This window comes from Streptomyces aureocirculatus (assembly GCF_000720475.1).
GTDB lineage: Bacteria > Actinomycetota > Actinomycetes > Streptomycetales > Streptomycetaceae > Streptomyces > Streptomyces aureocirculatus.
Map to the genome: position 1 here is coordinate 1 of NZ_JOAP01000051.1, position 18,679 is coordinate 18,679.

20 protein-coding genes and 1 pseudogene are annotated in these 18,679 nt (G+C 72.2%); 12 read left to right on the plus strand and 9 right to left on the minus strand.

The genetic code is table 11. From position 1 onward, the window contains the following. The 6 genes and pseudogenes from IG78_RS0134185 to IG78_RS0134210 all read left to right on the plus strand — a co-directional run. Positions 1-336 (plus strand): alpha-glucosidase C-terminal domain-containing protein (locus IG78_RS0134185; RefSeq protein WP_030571083.1); only part of this gene is annotated, 336 nt, incomplete at its 5' end. 17 nt (positions 337-353) lie between these two features. Continuing rightward, positions 354-1,700, plus strand: a complete 1,347-nt coding sequence (locus IG78_RS0134190; RefSeq protein ID WP_030571085.1) for a maltokinase N-terminal cap-like domain-containing protein — start codon at positions 354-356, stop codon at positions 1,698-1,700. An 88-nt stretch (positions 1,701-1,788) separates the two neighbouring features. Next, positions 1,789-3,901, plus strand: a pseudogene (gene glgB, locus IG78_RS43130) (1,4-alpha-glucan branching enzyme). Positions 3,902-3,986: 85 nt separating this feature from the next. Next, positions 3,987-4,205, plus strand: coding sequence for a hypothetical protein (locus IG78_RS0134200; RefSeq protein ID WP_030571088.1), 219 nt, complete (start codon positions 3,987-3,989; stop codon positions 4,203-4,205). Positions 4,206-4,457: 252 nt separating this feature from the next. Further along, positions 4,458-5,084 carry a sigma-70 family RNA polymerase sigma factor gene (locus IG78_RS0134205; RefSeq protein ID WP_037703097.1) on the plus strand — a complete coding sequence of 209 codons (627 nt, stop codon included), beginning with the start codon at positions 4,458-4,460 and terminating at the stop codon, positions 5,082-5,084. A 31-nt stretch (positions 5,085-5,115) separates the two neighbouring features. After that, positions 5,116-5,442, plus strand: coding sequence for a hypothetical protein (locus IG78_RS0134210; RefSeq protein ID WP_030571094.1), 327 nt, complete (start codon positions 5,116-5,118; stop codon positions 5,440-5,442). A gap of 72 nt (positions 5,443-5,514) precedes the next feature. Here IG78_RS0134210 and IG78_RS0134215 read toward each other — a convergent pair whose 3' ends face one another. Next, positions 5,515-5,913, minus strand: a complete 399-nt coding sequence (locus tag IG78_RS0134215; protein ID WP_051853183.1) for a winged helix-turn-helix transcriptional regulator — start codon at positions 5,911-5,913, stop codon at positions 5,515-5,517. Positions 5,914-5,978: 65 nt separating this feature from the next. Here IG78_RS0134215 and IG78_RS0134220 point away from each other — a divergent pair, with 65 nt between their 5' ends. Next, positions 5,979-6,716 (plus strand): NADPH-dependent F420 reductase, encoded by a 738-nt coding sequence (locus IG78_RS0134220; RefSeq protein WP_225882330.1) that lies wholly within the window; start codon positions 5,979-5,981, stop codon positions 6,714-6,716. 35 nt (positions 6,717-6,751) lie between these two features. Here IG78_RS0134220 and IG78_RS0134225 read toward each other — a convergent pair whose 3' ends face one another. The 3 genes from IG78_RS0134225 to IG78_RS0134235 are packed head-to-tail and all read right to left on the minus strand — an operon-like array spanning position 6,752 to position 8,881. Further along, positions 6,752-7,810 carry an iron-containing redox enzyme family protein gene (locus IG78_RS0134225; RefSeq protein WP_078965791.1) on the minus strand — a complete coding sequence of 353 codons (1,059 nt, stop codon included), beginning with the start codon at positions 7,808-7,810 and terminating at the stop codon, positions 6,752-6,754. Beyond that, complete coding sequence (locus IG78_RS46720; RefSeq protein ID WP_078965798.1) at positions 7,807-8,139, minus strand: CDGSH iron-sulfur domain-containing protein; 333 nt, start codon at positions 8,137-8,139, stop codon at positions 7,807-7,809. The genes IG78_RS0134225 and IG78_RS46720 overlap by 4 nt, the downstream gene beginning before the upstream one ends. A 25-nt stretch (positions 8,140-8,164) precedes the next feature. Beyond that, positions 8,165-8,881: a HemK2/MTQ2 family protein methyltransferase gene (locus tag IG78_RS0134235; RefSeq protein ID WP_107055061.1), complete on the minus strand. Its 717-nt coding sequence runs from the start codon at positions 8,879-8,881 to the stop codon at positions 8,165-8,167. A gap of 515 nt (positions 8,882-9,396) precedes the next feature. Between IG78_RS0134235 and IG78_RS0134240 the strand changes: the two genes are divergently transcribed. Further along, complete coding sequence (locus IG78_RS0134240) at positions 9,397-10,044, plus strand: hypothetical protein (RefSeq protein WP_404827802.1); 648 nt, start codon at positions 9,397-9,399, stop codon at positions 10,042-10,044. Positions 10,045-10,102: 58 nt separating this feature from the next. Here the strand turns inward: IG78_RS0134240 and IG78_RS0134245 are convergent, their stop codons facing one another. Both IG78_RS0134245 and IG78_RS43135 read right to left on the minus strand, forming a co-directional pair. Further along, complete coding sequence (locus IG78_RS0134245; protein WP_030571115.1) at positions 10,103-10,819, minus strand: N-acyl homoserine lactonase family protein; 717 nt, start codon at positions 10,817-10,819, stop codon at positions 10,103-10,105. Between the two features lie 76 nt (positions 10,820-10,895). Beyond that, on the minus strand, positions 10,896-11,246 hold the full coding sequence (locus IG78_RS43135) for an ANTAR domain-containing protein (RefSeq protein ID WP_051853184.1): 351 nt from the start codon (positions 11,244-11,246) through the stop codon (positions 10,896-10,898). Between the two features lie 200 nt (positions 11,247-11,446). On the opposite strand from IG78_RS43135, the gene IG78_RS0134255 reads away from it, so the two are divergent. After that, entirely contained in the window at positions 11,447-11,821 is a 375-nt protein-coding gene (locus tag IG78_RS0134255; RefSeq protein ID WP_030571122.1) for a VOC family protein, read from the plus strand. Between the two features lie 71 nt (positions 11,822-11,892). On the opposite strand, the gene IG78_RS0134260 is transcribed toward IG78_RS0134255, so the two are convergent. The 3 genes from IG78_RS0134260 to IG78_RS0134270 form a co-directional block, all read right to left on the minus strand. Beyond that, positions 11,893-12,156: a GlsB/YeaQ/YmgE family stress response membrane protein gene (locus IG78_RS0134260; protein WP_030571124.1), complete on the minus strand. Its 264-nt coding sequence runs from the start codon at positions 12,154-12,156 to the stop codon at positions 11,893-11,895. Between the two features lie 143 nt (positions 12,157-12,299). Next, positions 12,300-13,445 (minus strand): hypothetical protein, encoded by a 1,146-nt coding sequence (locus IG78_RS0134265; RefSeq protein ID WP_030571127.1) that lies wholly within the window; start codon positions 13,443-13,445, stop codon positions 12,300-12,302. A 115-nt stretch (positions 13,446-13,560) separates the two neighbouring features. Continuing rightward, on the minus strand, positions 13,561-14,607 hold the full coding sequence (locus IG78_RS0134270; protein ID WP_051853185.1) for a GNAT family N-acetyltransferase: 1,047 nt from the start codon (positions 14,605-14,607) through the stop codon (positions 13,561-13,563). A 192-nt stretch (positions 14,608-14,799) separates the two neighbouring features. Here IG78_RS0134270 and IG78_RS0134275 point away from each other — a divergent pair, with 192 nt between their 5' ends. From IG78_RS0134275 to IG78_RS0134285, 3 genes are all read left to right on the plus strand, one after another. Continuing rightward, positions 14,800-15,378: a (2Fe-2S)-binding protein gene (locus tag IG78_RS0134275; protein ID WP_030571131.1), complete on the plus strand. Its 579-nt coding sequence runs from the start codon at positions 14,800-14,802 to the stop codon at positions 15,376-15,378. Then, positions 15,375-16,367, plus strand: coding sequence for an FAD binding domain-containing protein (locus IG78_RS0134280; protein WP_030571134.1), 993 nt, complete (start codon positions 15,375-15,377; stop codon positions 16,365-16,367). Before IG78_RS0134275 ends, IG78_RS0134280 begins: the two co-directional genes overlap by 4 nt. Positions 16,368-16,455: 88 nt before the next feature. After that, a complete protein-coding gene (locus IG78_RS0134285; protein ID WP_030571135.1) occupies positions 16,456-18,570 on the plus strand; it encodes a xanthine dehydrogenase family protein molybdopterin-binding subunit in 2,115 nt (704 codons plus the stop codon). Positions 18,571-18,679: the final 109 nt, after the last annotated feature.

The following is an 18,679-nucleotide window of genomic DNA, read 5'->3' on the forward strand; positions in this document are numbered from 1 at the left end:
CGCATGATCGAGATCCGCAAACAGAACCCCGCCTTCGGACTCGGCTCCTACACCGAGCTGCCCTCCTCCAACCCCGCCGTCCTCGCCTTCCTGCGCGAGTACCGGGACGACCTGGTCATGTGCGTGCACAACTTCTCGCGCTTCGCCCAGCCCACCGAACTAGACCTGGGGGTCTTCGAGGGCCGCCATCCCGTGGAGCTGACCGGCGGTGTCCGCTTCCCAGCCGTCGGTGCACTCCCCTACCTGCTGACTCTCACAGGACACGGCTTCTACTGGTTCCGGCTGCGCGACGACCTCCACCTCCCCCGCCCGGCGGAAACCGCCGTCCGCCTCTGAAGGGACGTGCCGCAGACATGCTGAAGACCGCACCGCACACGGACGCCGACCTCAGCCCTCCGCTGCTCCTGACGTCGCTCGCCGGACTGCTCCGGGAGTGGCTGCCGAGGCAGCGGTGGTTCGCGGCGAAGGGCTGGCCCATCACGGACTTCTCCGTGGTGTCGATGACCGAACTCCATCCGGGATGCCTGCATCTGCTGATCAGGACCAGTCACAGCGCGAGGTCCGCGCACTGCTACCAACTCGTCCTCGGCGTCCGCGAGGAGTTGCCGCCACAACTGCGTCACGCCCTCATCGGCCGCCCCGGCACCGGCCCCCTCGCGGGACTGAGCGTGTACGACGCGCTCCTGGACCCCCGGTCGGCGGGGTTGCTCCTGGAACGGCTCCGTACGCCTGGCGAGGCGGGGCCGCTGCGTTTCGAGGGTGACGGGCGGACCGCCGTACCCTCCGGGCTCGCCCCCCGGCTCCTCGAAGGCGAGCAGTCCAACACCTCGCTGGTGTACGGCGACCGCTACATACTCAAGCTCTTCCGCCGCATCCAGTACGGCACCAATCCGGACCTGGAAGTGCCGTGGGCGCTCGCCGGTGAGGGCTGTGCGCGCGTGCCCGCCCCCGTGGCCTGGTTCTGGACCACGCAGCCGCGCAGGACGACACTCGGCGTGCTCCAGCCGTTCCTGCGCGGGGCGACGGACGGCTGGACGCTGGCGCTGCGGTCCCTCGCGTCGGGCGAGGACTTCACCGCCGAGTCGTACGAACTCGGGCGGGCCACCGCGGAGGTGCATCTGGCTCTGGCACAGGTCTTCCCGCCGACAGCGCCGGAGCACAGCGGCCGGAGCCTGCTCGCCGCCGCGATGACCGGGCGTCTGGAGGCCGCCGCACGGCAGGTGCCCGCGCTCGTTCCGTACGTGTCCCGACTGCGGGCCGCCTACGACGCCTTCGCCGCGGGCGGTGCCGACCGGCCGGACCAGCGCATCCACGGCGATCTGCATCTGGGCCAGGTCCTTCGCGCCGGGGACCTGGACCGGTGGTTCGTCATCGACTTCGAGGGCGAACCGGCCCGGCCGCTCGTGGAACGCAAGCGGGTCGAGACCCCCGTACGCGATGTGGCGGGCATGCTCCGCTCGTTCGACTACGCGGCGCACTCCGGACGCCCCTGGCAGCCGCAGTGGGCGCGGCGCTGCCGCGACGCGTACTGCGCGGGTTACGCCGCGGTGGCGGCGTGGGACCCGCGCGAGGAGGCCGCGCTGCTGCGCGCCCACGAGACCGACCGCGCGGTGTACGAAGCGCTCTACGAGGCCAGGCACCGCCCCGACTGGCTGCCCGTGCCCATGGCGGCCCTCGCCCGGCTCGCGGAGGACCGCTGACCCGGCCTCCTCCCCCGGCGCCCGCCGTCCCCTTCAGCTTCTGCCCCCACCGTCAGCCGTTCCCGTCCAGCAGAGGAGAGCCCACCCCGTGGCCAGCATCGACACGTCCGCTCCCGAACCCTCGGCCGCCCTCCTCGAACGCCCCCCCGACGCCCCGCTCGACGAGGCGGAGCGCAGGCGTCTCCTGTCCGGGGCGCACCACGACCCGCACGCGCTGCTCGGTGCGCATCCGGTGTCCGGCGGTGTCGCCTTCCGGGTCCTGCGGCCGTACGCGCAGACGGTCGCCCTCGTTGTCGACGGCCGGACCACGCGCCTGAACGACATGGGCGACGGCCTCTTCTCAGGGGTGCTGCCGCTCACCGCGGTGCCCGAGTACGAGCTGCGGGTGACCTACGACGGCGAGGAGACCGCGGTCCAGGACCCCTACCGCTTCCTGCCCGCCCTCGGCGAACTCGATCTGCACCTCATCGGCGAGGGCCGGCACGAGGAACTGTGGCAGGCGCTGGGGGCGCACCCCATGACCCATCAGGGCACGCAGGGCACCCGCTTCACGGTGTGGGCGCCGAACGCCGGAGGGGTGCGGGTGTGCGGGGACTTCTGCCACTGGGACGGCGCCGCGTACCCGATGCGGTCCCTCGGCTCGACCGGCGTGTGGGAGCTGTTCGTCCCCGGCCTCGGCGAGGGCTCCCGCTACAAGTTCGACATCACCCGCCCCGACGGCACACACACCCTGCGCGCGGACCCGCTTGCGCGCCGCACGGAGGTGCCACCGGCGACCGCTTCGATCGTGGACGTGTCACGTCACGAGTGGCGGGACGAGGAGTGGATGCGGCGGCGCGGCGGCATACCCGTGCACGAGGCCCCGTTCTCCGTGTACGAGGTCCACCTGCCGTCCTGGCGCCCCGGCCTCACCTACCGTCAACTGGCCGAGCAACTCCCTGCCTACGTGGCCGACCTGGGCTTCACGCACGTGGAGCTGATGCCGGTCGCCGAGCACCCCTTCGGCGGCTCCTGGGGCTACCAGGTCACCGGCTTCTACGCACCCACCGCACGCCTTGGCACCCCCGACGACTTCAAGCACCTCGTCGACGCCCTCCACCAGGCAGGTGTCGGCGTCCTCATGGACTGGGTGCCCGCGCACTTCCCGCGCGACGACTGGGCGCTCGCGAAGTTCGACGGGGAGCATCTCTACGAACCCGGGGACCCGCTGCGTGCGGAACACCCCGACTGGGGCACCCTCACCTTCGACTACGGCCGCAAGGAGGTGCGCAACTTCCTGGTCGCCAACGCCACGTTCTGGTGCGAGGAGTTCCACATCGACGGCCTGCGCGTGGACGCCGTCGCCTCGATGCTCTACCTCGACTACTCGCGCGAACACGGCCAGTGGACCCCGAACGAGCACGGCGGCCGCGAGAACGAGGACGCCGTCGCCTTCCTCCAGGAGATGAACGCCACCCTCTACCGCCGCTGCCCCGGCGTGGTCACCATCGCCGAGGAGTCCACCGCGTGGGACGGCGTCACCCGCGCCACCCACGAGACCGGTCCTGGCGGCATCGGCGGCCTCGGCTTCGGCATGAAGTGGAACATGGGCTGGTCGCACGACTCGCTGGAGTACATCGCGCACGAGCCGGTGCACCGCAAGTACCACCACGGCGAACTGACCTTCGCGATGGTCTACGCCTACAGCGAGAACTACCTGCTGCCGATCTCGCACGACGAGGTGGTGCACGGCAAGCGGTCCCTGGTGTCGAAGATGCCCGGCGACTGGTGGCAGCAGCGCGCCAACCACCGCGCCTACGGTACGGGACCTCAACGACCGGTACCGGTGCGCGCCCGCCCTCTGGGAGCAGGACACGGTGCCCGCGGGCTTCTCCTGGGTGGCGGTGGACGCCGCGCAGGACAACGTCGTGGCGTTCCTGCGCCACGCCAAGGACGGCACCGTGCTCCTTGCCGTGTGCAACTTCTCCCCCGTGGTCAGGCACGACTACCCGCTGCGGGTGCCGGCCGCGGTCGCTGCCTGGGAGGAGGCCCTCAACACCGACGCCGGCCGCTACGGCGGCAGCGACGTCCGCAACACCGGGGTCCTGAAGCCCGAACCGGACGCCCTCGGAGACGGCGACGGGGACGGCGAGGGCGACGGGCACGGCTGTCTACGGGTGACCCTGCCACCCCTGGCGACCGTGTGGCTGCGTGCGCTGTGACACAGGACGACACAAGCCGACCGTTTTCATGCATGACGCGCGCCGTACAAGGCACCCGGTACCCAACGACGCCTGAGGAGGCCGTATGTCCGCCACGGAACCCGCCGCACCGGAACTGCCGCGTACCACGCTCCATGAACCGCCCGGCGGTTTCGAGGCGAGGAGCGCCGTCACCGGCCCGGTGGCCCCCGCGAAGGACGCGGGAGCCGTGCGCACATGTGTGCCCGCCCTGCCCTCCGCCACGGAGCCCGTCAACCGGGACGACTACATATTCGAGGTCAACATCGTGCGCGGCCTGGACTGACACCACGCTGCGGCGCCGCCGGACCGGGGCCGCCCGTGACGACCTGAGCCGTACGGACCCGTGCGGCCCGTCCCAAGCTGCGGACTCGTGCTTTTGCGAGGAAAGTGGAAGGGCAGGCGATTCACCGTGCTTCGGACAGGAGGCGCGACAGCGGAGCGGCAGAGCCGCTTGGCGCGCGGCCTCCTGTCCAGTTGGGCGCGAGGCCGTGCCGCGACATCACTCACACGTCGTCACGGCCCAGGAGCGATCCCCATGCCGAGCACCACCTCCTCCGGCGCGTCCCGGCGCGCTCACCACGACCGCCCGGAGACGGAGCAGGCCTTCAAGCACCTCGCCGGGCTGCCCGAGGGCCGCGAACGCGAGCTGCTCTGCGAGGAACTGGTCGCCGCCTGGCTGCCGATGGCCCACCGCATCGCCCACACCTTCCGCAACCGCGGCGAGAACCTCGACGACCTCCGTCAGGTCGCCGCCATGGGCCTGGTCAAGGCCGTCAACCGCTACGAGCCCGGACGCGGCGCCTTCGAGAGCTACGCGGTGCCCACCATCACCGGTGAAGACGGCCTCGAAGCCCTTGATGCCTATCAGTCCCTGTCCCTGGACGCCGACATGCACACCGCGTCGGACGACGGCTATCACCTCGCCGACACCCTCGGGGCCCCCGACCCCGGCTACGACCTGGTCATCGACCGCCAAACCGCCAGGGAGGGCCTGCGCCATCTGCCCGAGCGCGAGCAGACCATCCTCTACCTGCGGTTCTTCCGCGGTATGACACAGAGCGGCATCGCCGAGCAACTGGGCCTCTCACAGATGCACGTCTCCCGCCTCATCACCAAGTCCTGCAGTCAGGTACGCGCCGAGGCGATGGGCGTCGCCCCGTAACAGAACAACCGATCGGAAAGGTTTTTGCTCCATGCCCGCTGGATCCAGCAAGAAGCGTGAACGGCAGTACGAGCACATCAAGGACAGCGCCGAGGACCGGGGCGCCTCCACCGAGCGGGCCAAGGAGATCGCCGCCCGCACCGTCAACAAGGAACGCGCGCGCTCCGGCGAGTCCAAGACCGCGAGCAAGACCTCCACGCGCGACAAGAAGTCCGCGCCCCAGCGCGGTGGCGAGCGCTCCCACAGCGGCGCCCAGGGTCCGACCCGCGACCAGTTGTACGAGGAGGCCAAGAAGAAGAACATCGAGGGCCGCTCGTCGATGAACAAGAAGGAACTCAAGCAGGCCCTCGGCCGCTGATCGAGCGATGCGGCCCCGTGTGCTCAGCGTGTCGAGCACGTGCAGGCGTCAAGGGCTGACGGCCCCCGCGGGTCACCGGGTGTGGCGGTTCTGTGCCGCGAGGACGGCGTCCGCGTGGGCCGCGGCCCAGGCGCCGAGGGCCCGGATCGGGGCGAGCAGGGCGGTGCCCGCCTCGGTGAGGCTGTAGTCGACGCGGGGCGGGGCCTCGGCGTAGCGGCGGCGCTCCACCAGGCCGTTGTACTCAAGGCGCCGCAGGGCCTCGTTCAGGACCTTGGGGCTGATCCCGCCGATCCGGGCGCGGAGTTCGCGCGGTCGCTTCGGTCCGCTCTCCCCGAGGACGTGGACCACCACGCTGTCCCAGCGGTTGGCCAGCACCTCGAAGGCGATCCGGGCCCGGCAGTCCGCCGCGAACGGCTCCCCGCCCAGATCGTACGGCTCCTGCGGCTGCGGCTGCTGTACGCGCTCTCCCATGTGGACATCCTGCCGCGTTCGATGCCTACCGGACGGTGTGCGTCGAAACTCCTAGCGTTCCCGGCATGACATCCCACAACGCGAACGAACTGAACATCATCGACGACGGGAACGGCGGGGACGGCGGGAGCAGGACGATACGCATCGGCATTCTCGGTACGGGAGCGATGGCGGCCGCGCTCGGCGGGGCCTGGGTACGGGCCGGGCACGAGGTCATGGTGGGCGGCAGGGACGCCGCGGCGGCGGCCAGGACCGCGGCCGGTATCGGAGCCGCCGGGTACGGAAGCCCCGCCGAAGCGGCGCGGTACGGCGAGGCCGTCCTGGTGGCCGTGCCTGCGGACGTCGCACCGCGGTTGGCCGAGGAGCTGGCCGCGGACCTCGCCGGGCGGACCGTGCTCGACTGCACGGTGCCGATGGCCCCCGCCGCCGACGGCCCGGCCCTGACGACGCTCGGCGGCACGGATTCGGTGGCCGTACGCCTCGCGGCCGCGGCTCCTGACGCCCAGGTCGTCAAAGTCTTCGGCATCCTGCACGAGAGCATCTGGACCCTGCCGCGGCCGGCCTTCGAGGGTGCGCCGCTGGCCGTGCCCTTCTGTACGGACACCCCGCACGCCACCGCCCTGGCGACGGAGCTGATCACCTCGATGGGCTGTGCCCCGCAGTTCTGCGGCGGGTTGCACCGCGCCGCGCTGCTTGAAGCCACCGCGGTGTTCGCCATCGGCGTGTGGTGGTCCGGCGGTGAGACGCGGCACGCCTTCCCGGCGCCCGCGCTGGCCCCGGGCGCCGTCGACGACGCGCCCTGAGGGGCGCCCCGTCAGGGGCGCCCCGCCGACCGGGGCTACGCAGCCGGGGCGGTCAGGGCGCTGCGTCCCGCACGCCAGGCGTCGAGGATGTGGGCAGCCAGGCGGTCCTCGACGAAACCGGTGGCGTGCACGCCGAAGGCGATGTCGGCGTCGAGCGCCGGCTCGGCGGCCAGCAGCCCCCCGACGACGTCCCGGCGGACCACCTGCTCGTGCACGGCGTCCGCCTCCACGTGCTCGTCGTAGAACCGCTGCGCCGCGGGACCCGCCCCGACCCGCCGCAGGGCGGCCGCGAGGCGCCGGGAACCGGGCGACGAGGTGATCTCCACGGCGGCGAAGTGCCCGACCAGTGCCCCGCGCAGGGCCCGGTGCAGCCCGAAGAGGGACATCAGGTTGACGACCACGAGGGCCTCGGCCGGAGCGGCGTCCAGATGGTGTCCGTACGAGGTGTCAAGGCCGAGGTCCGCCATGAGGTCCGCGAACAGCCGCGCGTGGATGTCCTCCGGGCGCCCCGCGCCGAACTCGTCGAACTCCACGGCCACCATGGCGGCCTTGGCCCGCCCGTGCAGCCGCGGTATGACCCAGGCGTGCGGGTCGGCCTCCTTGAGGTGGTACAGGGACCGCAGGGCCGCGTACTCCCGTACCTGCCACAGCTCGCCGTCGCGTTGCAGGTGGTGGCTGACGCTCGTCCCGTCGTACCCGACGGGCTCGGTCAGGAGCCCGGCGATCGCTTCCTCGGCGCTTTCCGGACCGGTCGCGTCGGCACGCAGTGCCATAAGGAAACGCTGTTCCAGTGAGCGGCGCAGGACCAGCAGCTCCGGGTCCCACTCCCGGTCCTCGTCCACACCGGCGAAGCCCTGGTAGTGCAGTTCGTAGAGGACGTAGAGGGCAAGCTGTAGGTCGTCGCCGTACGCGTCGGCGTGCTCCGGCGCCGACTGCGGCAAGGGGCCGCCGCCGTGCCGCAGGGAGTCGATGACGGCACCGGACAGCTCGCCGCGGGGAGCGGGCAGCTCGGGGCTGCGCCGGCGGGACTCGGGGACGTCGCTGGCGGCTCCGGGGCCGCGGTGGGGTGACGGCTCGGCGCGGACGGTGGTCATGACGGCGGCTCCTCCTTCGTCTGCCGGGGGGTGGAGGTGACTCCGGCGTTCTTCTTGTCTTCGGTGTCTTCGGTGTCTTCGGTGTCTTCGGTCCCGGGGCCGGGAGCGTTCGCCGTGTCCGGCCGTGTCCTGCGGCGGTGGCTGGTGTCGCACCAGGGGTAGGTGCGGCTGCGGCGGCAGGTGCAGATCGCGACCGTGAAGCGGTCCGACACGGCGACGCTGCCGTCGTCACAGACCACTTCGACCGGCCCCTCCACCAGGAGGGGGCCCTCACGGTCGACCGTGACCCGGCGGGGGCGCTCGCGTGGGCGCTCGGCGGATGCGGGCACGGGTTCAGCGGAGCCGGGCACCGATTCAGCGGAGCTGGGCACGGATCACCACCAGCTCTTCCTGGGTCTCGGTGTCGTCGATGAGCCCCGCGCGGCGCAGCCAGGCCCGGCGGGACTTCAGGACGGGTCCGAAGGGGACATACGCCCGGTCGACGACGTGGGCCGTCATCCCGAGCCGGGTGAGCCGGTCGAGCGTCGCATGGACGCCGCACAGCCCGGAGTGCACCATCAGCAGGGTGCCGCCGGGGCGCAGCACACGGGGCGCCGCGTCGCACACGCGGTTCACGATCACCCTGCCCTCGGTTCCCGCGTCCCACGCGCGCGCCGCACCGCGTCGCGGCAGATGTGGGGAGGGGCTGGGTACGTACGGCGGGTTGCTGACCACGAGGTCGCAGCAGTCGTCGGGGAGCACCTCGGTCAGATCGCCGCGGCGCACCGTGACAGGCAGCCCGTTGCGCAGGGCGTTCAGCCGGGTGGTGAGCACCGCGCGCCGGGATATGTCGACGGCGGTCACCCGGGCCCCCAGCGAGGCCGCGGCGACGGCGAGCGCCCCGGAGCCGGTGCCCAGGTCCACGACGGTGGTGTTCTCGTCGATGGCCTCACGCCGCAGGCAGCGGGTGAGGAGGTTCGTGTCGTGCTGCGGTGCGTAGACACCGGGCAGCGTGAAGAGACGTGCGAGTCGCGCGGCTCCGGACGGCGCGCACGTGTGTGTCAGCGGCTGCGGATGCGTCTCCGCACTCATCTCCGCACTCATTAGGCATCTCCCGTCGCTCGGGGCCCACGAGAGGGGCCTGCTTTCACCCTCCGCCGGTTCTCCACCGACCACCACCAGAGCGCTCACTGATAGTGACTTAGCGGGAACTATGCGGATTTTTTCGTTGGCTCGATTCAGTCACTGAGTGCCCGCGTCTTCGTTTCTGACACCTGAATGGCCCTGTGCTACTCGGTACAACGCCCGAAACGGCCGCCTCAATGGCTGGCGCCCCGTCAGAGAATGTGTGCTCCCCACCCACTGAGCGGCGCACGGCTGCTGAACTCCCGGCCCTGAAGCGGCCGTTGCCATTCCGCGACATGCGGGACGAAGCCGTGACACGCGTGGGGACAACGGGTTCGCCGCCTCGCGGGTCGTAGGGAGCGTGAGTCGCCGCTTGGGGGCGATTCGATCCGCCCGGACGGACCGGACTGCGGGCGGAGCGAACCGAACGTGGGGAGATGAGACGTATGACTGCACGGGTGACCGCACGTATGACCGGGCGCATGACTGGGTGTACGACCGAACGCGTGGCTGGGCGTACGCCTGGGCGTCGGCAGGTGAAGCTGCTGGCGCTGACCGCCGCCGTGGCCGCATCAGGAATCGCGCTGGGGTCCGTCCCGGCAGCCGCGGCTGCCTCCGGCACCCCGCGCTTCCTGGCGCCGTCCGAGCTGCCGCCGCACGCGTCCTCGGACTGGTACGCGGGCCAGGTGACGCCGGGACAGCCTGACCCGCTGCCGATGTGCGGGGGCGAGGCGCTGCCGTCGATCTCCGTGCACCGGACCTACCGCACGGACCTCGACACCGGGGCCTTGCAGGTGACCGTCGTCGAGCGCAGCCCACAGCGGGCGAAGGACCTCGCCGAGCTGCTCCGCAAGGACCTCGCCAACTGCGCGAAGAAGGTGGCGCAGCAGCACCCCGACATCACCGCGGCACAGAAGTACTACGGCAAGGTCGACGCCGAGGAGGGCGCCCACGTCTACGGAGTCCACACCGAGGCCTCCTGGGGAGCCTCCGACATCAACCTGTACTCGGTCGGACGGGACGGCGACACCGTGACGCTCGTCCACTGGGGCCAGATGGGCGGCTTCGCCGACGCGCAGGTCGCCGACTTCAAGAAGACGACCGCCACGGCCGTGAACAAGCTGTACTGACGCGCCCCCGGTCCCGGGCGCGCCACCGCCCGGGACCGGGCCCGCTCATCGCAGGCCCTCAGGCGTCCCCGCCGCCGACGGACGGTTCCCAGACGGAGCAGTCGTGGGCGAAGAGGACGCGTCTGGGGTCGAAGTCCGCGAGGCGGTCGAGCCAGGGCCGGTAGCCGGGCAGCGGCTGTTCCGCCCCGTCCAGCGCCGCCCGGCGGGCCAGTTGCTCCGCCGCGAAGTGGGAGGCCAGGTCGTGCGCCTGTCCGGCGAGGACGACGGTGCCGTCCTCCTGGCGCACAACCAGCGACTGGTGCCCCGGCGTGTGCCCCGGTGTCGGCACGACCCATACGCCCGGCCATGTCTCGCTCTCACCGGAGAGCTCGTCGTAGACCGCGCCGGGGAAGTCCACGAGCGCGTCCACGGTGTAGTTCCCGCGGCGGGCGGTGGCCAGTTCGACGTCCTGGACGAGGACGGGCGTGCCTGCCAGAAGAGGATTGCCGCCGCAGTGGTCGAAGTGCAGGTGGCAGTTCACGACCAGGGAGATGTCCCCGAGTGTGACTCCGGCGGCCGCGAGGGCCTCCTGCAAGGGGCGGCGCCGGGGGCGGTAGTGCGCTTCGGTCTCGGGGTCGGCGTGGCCTATCCCGGTGTCGAAGAGCAGCAGGCCCCGCGCGTGGCGGACCAGATAGGCGAGTGCCGGTTCGACGCGTGGTTCCCGGCCGCCCGCTTCCGCCGCGGGCCGGATGAAATACCCCAGGTCGAGTCGGCGCACCGCGATGTTGTTTCCCATGCGGCCATTTTCGCCCAGGCGGCTGCTCGCTTTCACGGCGGTTTCGCTGCGGCTCGCTCGTTGCGGCGGTTTCGCGCTACGGCGGCTGTCTACGGGCTCTGCGCTCGTTGTGCCGTACCGAGAGCCGTCGTTCCAGCTCCGTCCGGATGTCGTCGGACAGCAGGCCCGTGTGCCCCCATTCGACGAGCTGTTCCGCCAGGGAGCCCACCTTGACGCCGGTGCGCATCGACATCTCCCGCAGGTCGTCCCACGCGTCGGCCACCGTCGTCCGCGCCACCGCGAGGATCACACCGACCGCCTGGTCGACCGGCGCGTTGCTCGCCAGGGCGGACCGCAACTGCTTGATCTCCTCCTCCAGCTCCCGCACTTGCGCCTCACCGGTCCGGCAGTCTTCACCGCCCCGCTCAGTGAGGTGGGCGTCAAACATCAGGGGAAACCTCCACGGCACGGGCAATCGGACACAGGAGCCGGCTGCTCCTCCTCCGGTCCGCTTGCCCTGCGAAGTCGGGACGACACGCGCAGGCTGCCGAATGGCCGAACGGCTCAAGAGCAGCAGGCGGGGTACACGACCGGAACCCGGTTCACGGAGCCGGGGGGATGTGGCACCACGACGGAAGGAGGGCGACCATGACCATCGTCGAAGCCGGCATCGTGGTTCTCGACTGCGGAGAGCCCGAGAAACTGGCCGAGTTCTACCGTGCGTTGCTGGGCGGGCAGAGCGAGTTCAATCCGGAGTCGGACCGGTTCGAGGTCATCAGTGACTCCGGTACGCGGATGGGCTTCCGCCGGGACACGGGCTTCACGCCCCCGAGTTGGCCCCGGCCCGACGACGCCCACCAGACGCACCTGGAACTGCTCGTGTCCAAGGAGAACATGGACGCCGCGGAGCGCGAGATCATCACGCGTGGCGCCCGCCCCGTCGACAACAACCCGCACGGCAGTCAGGACAAACGTCTGTACTCCGACCCCGCAGGACACACTTTCGCGCTGCGCGGCCACTGAGGCACCGCTGACCGCGCCCGCCTCGGTCCAGGAGGCGGGCGCGGAGGGAAGCGTCCGAATCCGGCCCGGGCTCAGCGGCGCACCTTGACCCGCGACAGCGCGGCCACCCCGAGCGCGGCCAGGACGATCTGGATGAGCCACTCCCCCCAGTCCACGCCGTCGGTGTCGGCGACGCCCAGACCGGAGGCGATGGCCGTACCGATCAGAGCCGCCACGATGCCGACGGCGATGGTCCACAGGACGCCGATGCGCTGGCGTCCGGGGACGGCAAGCCGTCCGAGTATCCCGATGACGGCGCCGATCAGAATCGCACTGATAAGGCCCGAGATCTCCATGAGTTCCCCTAGATCTAGCGGTTTGTACTGACCCCCCGTCCTCATCCGGGTGCCCTGGGTTGTGCCGAATACTCCCCACCGGTTACGGGGACGCCGTCACCGGTGGGGTGGCGGACACGGCGACGACCTGCGGCGCAGGCGGCTCAGGCGTCCAGGTGTTCGACGTAAGCCTCGGTCGGTGGTGTCGGGTTGGAGTGCGACATGCCCACCGACCAGAATGTGGAGGTACCGGGGACGCGTGTGACGTCGTTGAGGTACGGCGCCGGTGCCGGTCCCGCCGGGCCGCGCACGACCGTCCAGGCACCGCCGTCCCTGCGCAGATAGGTGCTGCGGCTCTGGTCCCGGTAGTCCCAGCCCGTGATCCAGGCGGCGCGGCCCCGCGCGTCGGCGGCGATGCCGCTCAGCGCGCCGAGGGAGAAGCCCGGCGGCACCGGGGTCCAGGCCGTGCCGTCCCAGTGGCTCAGGACGGCCGCGCCCGGGCGCCCCGGCGGACCGCCGACGCCGAAGTCGGAGCCCACCACCCACACGTCGTCCACGGCGTCCGGGTGCAGGTCGCTGACGGCCAGGCGAACCCCCTGGACGGTGGGAAGCACCGTCCAGGACCCGTTCCAGCGCGCCACGAATCCCGCCCAGCCACCGCCGGCCCCCTGGTCCCCGGCCACCCAGACCTCGCCCGAGGGGCGCAGCAGGATGCGGTAGACGTTGACGCCCGTCGCGGGCAGCGGGTCGAGCCAGCGCCAGCTCTTGCCGTCGCCGCGCAGCAGCGCGAAGGCGCCGTCGCGGGTGCCGCCGACCCACACCCGCCGGTCGGGTCCGACGGCCACCGCGGTCAGCCGGACGTCCTGTTCACCGCTGCCGGAAGACCCCGGGAAACCTGGGAACCCGGTCTCGCGCCAGGTGGTGCCGTCCCAGCGAAGGAGCGGGCTCGCCGTGCCGTTGGGCATGCCCACGCTCCAGGCCGCCGTGGCGCAGGTGCCTGCCACGTCGAGCAGCCGCGAGTGGTTCAGATGCGCGAGATCGGTCTTGGTCCAGGCGCTGCCGTTCCACAGCATGCCGAGGGCGCGCCCGTCCGCAGAGCCGTAGCGGCCCTCCTCACCGACGGCCCAGGCAAGTCCGGGTCCGGCGGCGGCGATGCGGCGCAATTGCGCGGCCGGGGTGCTGCCGGGCGCGGGCACCGGTCGCCAGTCCTGGGCACGGGCGGCGGGCGCGGTGGCGCGGGCCGTTCCCGCGCCGACGGCGATTCCCGAGAGCGCCCCGGCCGTCCCTGCGACAAATCGTCTTCGTCTCACTGCTGGGTCCCTTCCGCGATGGACAGGAGGGACCACGGTGAACCGATGCGGCGCGCCGGTCTAGCCACTCAGGTGACAATGCCGCCCGTTTGACAATGCCGCCCGTTCCTGTGGGTCAGGACGCGCGGGCCGTGCGCAACGGCCGGGCGTAGGTGACGGATTCGCGGTTCACCACGAACCCCGCCCCTTCGTAGAACCCGAGGGCGCCGGACGGGTTGACGGTGTCCACGGTCAACGACGCCGTGTCGTACCCGGCCTCGCGTGCCGCGCGCAGCAGTTCGCTCAGGAGGGCCGGAGCGGCGCCCCGGCCGCGGTGGGCCCGGCGGGTGCCGAGGTAGCCGACGTGGCAGTCCCTGCGGCCCGTCGCGGCGGTCTCCGCGTCGCTCTCCTCCGCGAGGAGGTACGCCGCCACCTCGCCGCCCGCCGCCGCGCCTTCCGCCGTGTCGCCCGGCCCGCCGGATTCCGTCACGAGCAGCCGTGACATCGCGGGCCGGAACGATCCCGGTCCCGTGACCCAGGTGTTCCAGTCCGTCCTGTCGTACGGGGTGAAGTTCCAGTGGTCGCGGAACGCGTCGTTGTGGGCGAGTCGGGTGGCATCGTCGTACGTCGCGTCGAAGGGGACCAGTCGGGTGCCATCGGGCGCGGGACGGGCCGGTGGGACGTCGCCGGTCAGCGGGTGCTTCATCTCGAACCACCAGCGGCACGGCGTGTAACCGCTCCGCTCGGCCAGGTGCCGCAGGCCTTCGTCCTTCGTCTGTCCGTCGAGCAGCAACTCGCCAGGCAGCGCGGAGAGATCCGGATGCGCGGCATGCCGGGCGGCCGCGCGGTCCTCCATCCGGGCGACCAGCCGGGACCCGATGCCGCGGCGCCGCCACTCGGGGTGCACCGCCGCGTCGCCCTGGAAGCGCGCCACGTCGAGGGCGCCGTGCGGGGTGTACACGACGGCGTACGCGACGAGGCGCGGGCCGTCCCACAGGCCCAGGGTGTCGTGTTCCAGGTCCAGTTTGGGGTCGCTCAGCGCCTCGTGGAGCTCCTCGGCGTCGATGTGCTCACCGGCGCGGTCGACCTGCTCCACGGCTTCGAGGAGTTCCAGCCAGGCAGGGACGCAGTCCTTGCTCAGGGGCTGTGCCCCAAGGCCCTCCTCGGCATCGGGTCCCGTCATGTCCGCCCTTCCGTTCACCGTCGGCCGCGGGGTCACGGCTGCCCGCGGGTCTCGCTCCGCGAAGCAACTCTGCCAAGCACCGTGCCGTCCCGCGACGGCGGGCGTGCTCCGCGTGCCGGGATGTGTCACCTGTGTCAGCCTGGGCACGCGGTCTGCACAGCACCCCCAGCCCGACCGGGAGGTCTCCCACGCATGGGCAGCGAGAACGACGACGGCGCGGCGCACGACGGTGCCTCGGCGCCGCCGGCCGAGCAGCGCACCGCGACCACGCTCCGGATCAACGCGGAGCGCCACACCCTCGACCTCGACCACCGGCGGGTACTCCTCGACGTGCTGCGGGAGGACCTCGACCTCACCGGCGCCAAGAAGGGCTGCGACCACGGCCAGTGCGGCGCCTGCACGGTGCTCGTGGACGGGCGCCGCGTCAACAGTTGTCTGCTGCTCGCGGTCGCCCTGGACGGCTGCGAGGTGACGACGGTCGAAGGGCTCGCAGGCGAGGGCGAGGAGCTGCACCCCCTACAGCGCGCGTTCCTCGACCGCGACGCGTTCCAGTGCGGGTACTGCACACCGGGGCAGATCTGCTCGGCCGTCGGCGCCCTGGCGGAGGCGGCCGCAGGGCATCCCTCGCACGTCACCGGGCCCGCCACGCCCTCAGGGCGTCCCGTGCCGCTGGATCCGGACGAGATCCGTGAGCGGCTGAGCGGCAACCTGTGCCGCTGCGGCGCCTACCCGCGCATCGTCGAAGCCGTGGAGGACGTGGTGGTGCCGTGAAGCCCTTCGGATACGTACGGGTGGCGAGCGTGGAGGAGGCCACCGAGGCGTTCGCCGCGCATCCCGGCGCCCGCTACCTCGGCGGTGGCACCAACCTCGTCGACCTCATGAAGCTCGGTGTGGAGCGTCCCGCCGTCCTCGTCGACGTCAGCAGGCTGCCCTTGGACGCGGTGGAGGAGCTCGACGACGGCTCGCTGCGCGTCGGCGCGGCCGTCCGCAACAGTGACCTGGCGGCGCACCCCCTGGTCCGCGACCGCTATCCGGTGCTGTCCCAGGCGCTCCTCGCGGGCGCCTCCGGACAGTTGCGCAACGCCGCCACCACGGGCGGCAATCTGCTGCAGCGCACCAGGTGCCCGTACTTCCAGGACACGGCCAAGCCGTGCAACAAGCGGGAGCCCGGGCAGGGCTGCGGAGCGCGCGAGGGCGTGCACCGGGACCACGCGGTGCTCGGGCACTCCGAGCAGTGCATCGCCACGCACCCCTCGGACATGGCCGTGGCGCTCGCCGCGCTCGACGCCCGCGTGGAGCTGCTCGACGAGCGGGGCGCCCGGAGCGTCCCCGCGGCCGAGTTCCACCGGCTGCCCGGGGACCGCCCTGAGCGGGACACGGTGATCCGTCCCGGAGAGCTGATCACCTCGGTGGTGCTGCCCGCCGCCACGGCCTGGCTGCCCTCGGCCTACCGCAAGGCCCGTGACCGGGCGTCGTACGCCTTCGCCCTCGCGTCCGTCGCCGTGGTCCTTCGGGTCGCGGACGGGCGCGTCGCGCACGCGGGCATCGCCTTCGGCGCACTGGCCCACCGGCCCTGGCGGGCGGCGAGGGCCGAGGAGGCGCTCGTCGGCGGCCCCGCCACGCCGGACGCGTTCGCGCACGCCGTCGGCCTCGAACTCGCCGCGGCCAGGCCGCTGCGGGACAACGGCTACAAAGTGCCGCTCGCCCGCAACATCGCCGTCGACGTCCTGACCCGGCTCGCGTCGGCCGAAGCGCCCTGACCGCAGCTCGCCGGGGCTCGAACCGACGGGCTCGAACCGACGGGCTCGAACCGCCAGGGCTCGAACCGTCACGTCACAGGAGGACTTCATGGCCGGCACCGGTACCGCGCCCGGGGCTACGCACTCCGCCCTGGGAGCTTCCGCCGAGCGGCGCGAGGGGCGGCTGAAGGTCACCGGCGGCGCCCGCTACGCCGCCGAGCACCCACGGCCCGGCCGGGCCCAGGCCTGGCCGGTGCCCGCCACCGTCGCCCGGGGCCGGGTCACGGCCGTCGACGCGACGGCCGCCCTGCGGATGCCCGGGGTGCTCGCCGTGCTCACCCACGAGAACGCCCCGCGGCTCGCCGAGCCCGACGACCGCACCCTCCTCGTCCTCCAGGACGCGTCCGTACCGCACCGCGGCTGGTTCGTCGCCCTCGTCGTGGCGGAGACCCTGGAGACCGCCCGCGCCGCCGCAGCGGCGGTCCGCGTCGACTACGCCGTGGCCGAGCACGACGTCACCCTGACGACGGATCACCCCGACGCGTACGAGCCCGAGACCGTCAACGGCGACTTCCCCGGCCGCCGCGAGATCGGCGGCCCCGACGGCACCCCCGCCGCCGTGCACGTCGACGTCGGGTACGAGGTGACGCCGCTGCACAACCACCCGATGGAACCGCACGCCAGCACCGCGCACTGGGACCAGGACCGGCTGACCGTGTACTCCTCCAGCCAGGGAAGCACCACGGTGCGCGACACGCTCGCGACGATGTTCGAGACGTCCGCCGAGCACATCACCGTCGTGTCCGACCACGTCGGCGGGGGCTTCGGCTCCAAGGGCACGCCCCGCCCCGACGTGGTGCTCGCGGTGATGGCCGCGCGGGCCACCGGGCGTCCCGTGACGGTCTCGCTGCCCCGGCGCCACCTGCCCGCCGTCGTGGGGCACCGGGCCCCCACCCTGCACCGGGTACGCCTGGGTGCCGCGCGCGACGGCCGTCTGGTGTCACTGGCCCACGAGGTCACGACGTACACCTCGCACGTCAGGGAGTTCGTGGAGCAGGCGGCGGTGTCGGCCCGCGTCATGTACGCCGCGCCGCACCACTTCACCACCCACCACGTGGTGCGCCTCGACGTACCGAGCCCGTCGTGGATGCGGGCCCCCGGCGAGGCTCCGGGCATGTACGCGCTGGAGTCCGCCATGGACGAGCTCGCCTGCGAGCTGGGCATGGATCCGGTGGAGCTGCGGGCCGTCAACGATCCCGAGCGGGAGCCGGACAGCGGCAAGCCGTTCAGCAGCAGGCATCTCGTGGACTGTCTGCGGGAGGGCGCCCGGCGCTTCAACTGGTCCGGGCGTGACCCGCGCCCCGGGGTCCGGGCGGAAGGCCCTCTCCTGATCGGTACGGGGGTGGCCGCCGCCACGTACCCGGTCCTCGTCTCGCCGTCGACCGCGGAGGCGGAGGCGCGGCCCGACGGCACCTTCGTGGTGCGGGTGAACGCCACCGACATCGGCACCGGCGCCCGTACCGTGCTCGCGCAGGTGGCGGCGGACGCCCTCGGGGTCACCCTCGAACGGGTGCGCACCGAGGTGGGCTGCACCACCCTGCCCGCGGCTCCGCTGGCGGGCGGCTCGTCGGGCACGTCCTCCTGGGGCTGGGCGGTGCACGAGGCGTGCGCGCGCCTCGCGGAGCGGCTCGCCGACCACGGCGGATCACCGCCCGTGGACGGGCTCACCGCCCGCGCGGACACCGAGGGCCGAGCCGACGCCGAGAGCGCCTACGCCCGCCACGCCTTCGGCGCGCACTTCGCGGAGGTCGCCGTCGACACCGTCACCGGCGAGGTCCGGGTCCGCAGGCTGCTCGGCGTCTACGCGGCGGGCCGCATCCTCAACGCCCGCACCGCGCGGTCGCAGTTCGTCGGCGGCATGACCATGGGGCTCGGCATGGCGCTCACCGAGACCAGCACGATGGACCCCGCGTTCGGTGACTTCGCGGAGTCCGACCTGGCCTCGTACCACGTACCCGTGCACGCGGACGTGCCCGACATCGAAGCGCACTGGATCGACGAGACCGACCCCCACCTCAACCCGATGGGGAGCAAGGGGGTCGGTGAGATCGGCATCGTCGGCACCGCCGCCGCCATCGGCAACGCCGCCCACCACGCCACGGGGGTCCGCTTCCGTGAGCTGCCGCTGACGCCGGACAAGGTGCTGCGGGGCCTCGGCGACTGACTCCGCCGGTTCCTGGTACTCGGGTCTCTCCCGGCAGATGCACATGTCTCTTCGGCTCGGACCAATCCCCGAGCACTCCGGCTACGGATGAAGGGTGTATCTGGACCGC

Coding starts and splice junctions, on each gene's coding strand:
- IG78_RS0134190 (WP_030571085.1), top strand. CDS start 354: ATGCTGAAGACCGCACCGCACACGGACGCCGACCTCAGCCCTCCGCTG.
- IG78_RS0134200 (WP_030571088.1), top strand. CDS start 3,987: ATGTCCGCCACGGAACCCGCCGCACCGGAACTGCCGCGTACCACGCTC.
- IG78_RS0134205 (WP_037703097.1), top strand. CDS start 4,458: ATGCCGAGCACCACCTCCTCCGGCGCGTCCCGGCGCGCTCACCACGAC.
- IG78_RS0134210 (WP_030571094.1), top strand. CDS start 5,116: ATGCCCGCTGGATCCAGCAAGAAGCGTGAACGGCAGTACGAGCACATC.
- IG78_RS0134215 (WP_051853183.1), bottom strand. CDS start 5,913: ATGGGAGAGCGCGTACAGCAGCCGCAGCCGCAGGAGCCGTACGATCTG.
- IG78_RS0134220 (WP_225882330.1), top strand. CDS start 5,979: ATGACATCCCACAACGCGAACGAACTGAACATCATCGACGACGGGAAC.
- IG78_RS0134225 (WP_078965791.1), bottom strand. CDS start 7,810: ATGACCACCGTCCGCGCCGAGCCGTCACCCCACCGCGGCCCCGGAGCC.
- IG78_RS0134235 (WP_107055061.1), bottom strand. CDS start 8,881: ATGAGTGCGGAGACGCATCCGCAGCCGCTGACACACACGTGCGCGCCG.
- IG78_RS0134240 (WP_404827802.1), top strand. CDS start 9,397: ATGACTGGGTGTACGACCGAACGCGTGGCTGGGCGTACGCCTGGGCGT.
- IG78_RS0134245 (WP_030571115.1), bottom strand. CDS start 10,819: ATGGGAAACAACATCGCGGTGCGCCGACTCGACCTGGGGTATTTCATC.
- IG78_RS43135 (WP_051853184.1), bottom strand. CDS start 11,246: ATGTTTGACGCCCACCTCACTGAGCGGGGCGGTGAAGACTGCCGGACC.
- IG78_RS0134255 (WP_030571122.1), top strand. CDS start 11,447: ATGACCATCGTCGAAGCCGGCATCGTGGTTCTCGACTGCGGAGAGCCC.
- IG78_RS0134260 (WP_030571124.1), bottom strand. CDS start 12,156: ATGGAGATCTCGGGCCTTATCAGTGCGATTCTGATCGGCGCCGTCATC.
- IG78_RS0134270 (WP_051853185.1), bottom strand. CDS start 14,607: ATGACGGGACCCGATGCCGAGGAGGGCCTTGGGGCACAGCCCCTGAGC.
- IG78_RS0134275 (WP_030571131.1), top strand. CDS start 14,800: ATGGGCAGCGAGAACGACGACGGCGCGGCGCACGACGGTGCCTCGGCG.
- IG78_RS0134285 (WP_030571135.1), top strand. CDS start 16,456: ATGGCCGGCACCGGTACCGCGCCCGGGGCTACGCACTCCGCCCTGGGA.